This window comes from Methylocystis borbori (assembly GCF_036576025.1).
GTDB classification, from domain to species: Bacteria; Pseudomonadota; Alphaproteobacteria; order Rhizobiales; family Beijerinckiaceae; genus Methylocystis; species Methylocystis borbori.
On record NZ_JAZHYN010000088.1, the window covers coordinates 1 to 3,116 of the forward strand.

3 protein-coding genes and 1 pseudogene are annotated in these 3,116 nt (G+C 65.3%); 2 read left to right on the plus strand and 2 right to left on the minus strand.

Annotated features, from left to right (window positions below):
• Both V3H18_RS16420 and V3H18_RS16425 read left to right on the plus strand, forming a co-directional pair.
• Window positions 1–225 (plus strand): annotated as a pseudogene (locus V3H18_RS16420) (hypothetical protein); the annotation flags it as partial.
• Window positions 226–338: 113 nt separating this feature from the next.
• The gene (locus tag V3H18_RS16425; protein WP_332083162.1) at window positions 339–1,625 is read left to right on the plus strand and encodes a hemolysin family protein; all 1,287 of its coding nucleotides are present in this window, start codon (window positions 339–341) and stop codon (window positions 1,623–1,625) included.
• A gap of 270 nt (window positions 1,626–1,895) precedes the next feature.
• Here the strand turns inward: V3H18_RS16425 and V3H18_RS16430 are convergent, their stop codons facing one another.
• Together V3H18_RS16430 and odhB are read right to left on the minus strand one after the other, a co-directional pair.
• Window positions 1,896–2,165 (minus strand): BQ00720 family protein, encoded by a 270-nt coding sequence (locus V3H18_RS16430; protein WP_332083160.1) that lies wholly within the window; start codon window positions 2,163–2,165, stop codon window positions 1,896–1,898.
• A gap of 160 nt (window positions 2,166–2,325) precedes the next feature.
• A partial coding sequence (gene odhB / locus V3H18_RS16435) for a 2-oxoglutarate dehydrogenase complex dihydrolipoyllysine-residue succinyltransferase (RefSeq protein ID WP_332083161.1) occupies window positions 2,326–3,116 on the minus strand: 791 nt, incomplete at its 5' end.

A 3,116-nucleotide genomic window follows, 5' to 3' on the forward strand; every position in this document is an offset into this window, starting at 1 on the left:
GCGCCCATCGCGCCCGCGCCCGACGCGGCGCAGGAACAGCCGCTCGCCTCAATGCAGGAGCCGCCTTCGCCCGTCCCGCACGAAGCCCCGCCGCGCCGCATCGACGATCTGCTGCCGCCGGAAGATATTCCGACCGTCGGCTCGATCCCGTCGCGTCCGCGCCCGAGCCAAAGGCGGGCCGCGCCCGAGAGGAATATTTTCGAGCAGCTTTTCGGCGGCGGCTAGCGCCTTGGCGCGAGCGGGCGCGCGCGTCGCGCTTGAGCGATTTCCGGATACGCTTTATGAAGCGAGCGGAAATCAAAGGCTGGGCGGTCACGCGCCCCGAGCGTCAGGGAACCATGTTCGAGCTCGGCGTCGCGCTTGTGCTGATCGCAATCAACGGAATTTTCTCGCTTTCCGAACTGGCCATCGTCTCGGCGCGCAAAGTGCGGCTGAAGACGCTCGCCGCCGACGGGCGGCGCGGCGCTGAAACCGCTCTGGCGCTCGCGGAAAATCCCGGTCGCTTTCTGTCGACCGTTCAGATCGGCATCACGCTCGTCGGCGTTCTCGCCGGCGCCTTTTCGGGCGCCGCGCTCGGCGAGAAGCTGAGCGAGTTCTTGCGGGCGCAGGGCGCTTCCGCCTTCGCCGCCGAATGGATCGGCTATGGCGGCGTCATCGGCGCCATTACCTATCTTTCCGTCGTCGTCGGCGAACTTCTGCCCAAGAACATCGCGCTGCGCCACGCCGAGACCATCGCCTGCCGCATGGCGCCGCTGATGTCGCTTCTCTCCACCGCCGTCGCGCCGGTCGTCTGGCTGCTCGACGCGTCGACGCGCCTGATTCTTTTGTCGGTCGGGCAGTCCAACCCGACGGAATCCGCCATCACCGACGAGGAGATCCGGACGATCGTCGCGGAGGCTCATTCCAGCGGCGCCATCGAGGCGGATGAGCAGCAAATGATTTCGGGCGTCCTGCGGCTGGGCGATCGGGCCGCGCGCGCTTTGATGACGCCGCGCGGCGAAGTCGACTGGCTCAATCTGAGCGAACCCGAAGAGGCGCTGCGCGAAAAGCTCATCGAGACACAGCATGCGCGTCTGCCGGTCAGCGAAGGCGACATGGACGATATGATTGGCGTCCTGTTGATCCGCGAATTGCTCGGGCCGGCGCTGCGCGGCGAGCCGCTGGATATCGGCGCCCATGTCAAGCCCGCGCCGGTCGTGCCCGATTCCATCGACGCGCTCGACGCGCTCAACGTCTTGCGCGAGGCCGAAATCCCGATGGCGCTCGTGCATGACGAATACGGCCATTTCGAAGGCGTGGTGACGCCGGCCGACATTCTCGACGCGATCGCCGGCGCCTTCCGCTCCAATGAAGGGGACGAGGAGCCGGAGGCGCTGCGGCGCGAGGACGGGAGCTGGCTGCTCGCCGGCTGGATGCCGGTCGACGAAATGGCCGAACTCCTGGGCGTGACGCTCCCCGAGAACCGAAGCTTCGAGACGGTCGCGGGCCTCGTGCTCGACGGGCTGATCCGCTTTCCCAAGCTCGGGGAGACGGTCGATAAGCTCGGCTGGCGCTTCGAAGTGATCGATCTCGACGGCAGGCGCCTCGACAAGGTGCTGGCGAAGAAACTCCCCGCCGAGGCGTAGAGGAGCGGTCGTCCTTTAGCGGAAAACGTCCATTTCGCGGGCGAAGGGGCGCCGCACGGCCCGCGCGACTCAGGCGTCTAGAAATCTATATCACTGAAAATAAATGTCTTTCTTCGACGCAAGAAACGCGAAGGCTTCCCGCGCGGCGGGACATAGCGTGGCGCATCCGCGTCACCAATGTGACAAATGGCGAAGATTTCGGTTCGAGGCGGGAATCCTCAAAGGCGCGGCAGGCGCGCCCTTGTTGAGGATTTCCGTTCCACCCGCGGGTTAGTGCAGGCTGACCATCTGCAGGTGATTTTCGCGGGCGTTGCCGATGCAGCCTTCTTCCGAATCGGCCAGAACGATCGGGGCGCCATCCGCGCCGAAAAGCGCGAAAATCATCAGCCCCGGCGCGATTTGCGGCGCCTGCGGGTAGAGCCGGTTCACTTCCTCCGAGCGCATCGGACGCACATAAGCGATGACGCCATCGCCAAGCTGCGCGAACTGCTCCGGCGTCAGCGGAGCTTCCTTTTGCTCGATCGCGGTCTTCAGTTCCATCACGTCCTCCTGGCGGTCGCATCCGACCCACCTCCCGGCGCCCGTGCAAACAGCGCGCCGTCAAGAGATTAGATGTGCATGATTAGAGCTTTTTGAAGGGGCGCCCGGCAAAAGCCTCTCCCGCCGGAGGCGCGGCGGAGAAAACAAGTCAGCGGGCAAACTAGACGCCGAGCGTCAGCCGCGCCGGATCCTCCACCAACTCCTTGAGTCGAACGAGAAAGGTCACCGCCTCCTTGCCGTCGACGATGCGGTGATCGTAGGAGAGCGCCAGATACATCATCGGCCGGATTTCGATCTTGCCCTCGATGGCGACGGGCCGCTCCTGGATTTTATGCATGCCGAGAATCCCCGACTGGGGCGCGTTGAGGATGGGGGTCGACATCAGCGAGCCATAGACGCCGCCATTCGATATTGTGAAGGTTCCGCCCTGCAGATCGGCGATATCGAGCGCGCCCTCACGCGCCTTGCGGCCGAGTTCGGCGATCGCCTTTTCGATTTCGGCGAGCGACAGCCGGTCGGCGTCGCGCACCACCGGCACGACGAGGCCCTTATCCGTGCCCACGGCCACGCCGATATGGCAGAAATGCTTGTAAACAATGTCTGTCCCGTCGATCTCGGCGTTGACTGCGGGGATTTCCTCGAGCGCCTGACAGCAGGCTTTGACGAAGAAGCCCATGAAGCCGAGCTTGACCCCGTGCCTTTTCTCGAAGGCGTCGCGATAGCGCTTGCGCAGCTCGATCAGCGCCGACATGTCGACTTCGTTGAAGGTCGTCAGCATCGCCGCCGCGTTTTGCGCCTCCTTGAGGCGGCGCGCGATCGTCTGGCGCAGGCGGGTCATTTTCACGCGCTCCTCGCGCGGCGCGTCCGCCTGCGGGACGGGCGCGCGCGGCGGGGAAGGAGGCTCGATCCGAGCCTCCTGCGCTGGCTGCGCTGTCGGCGGGGGCGGCGCCG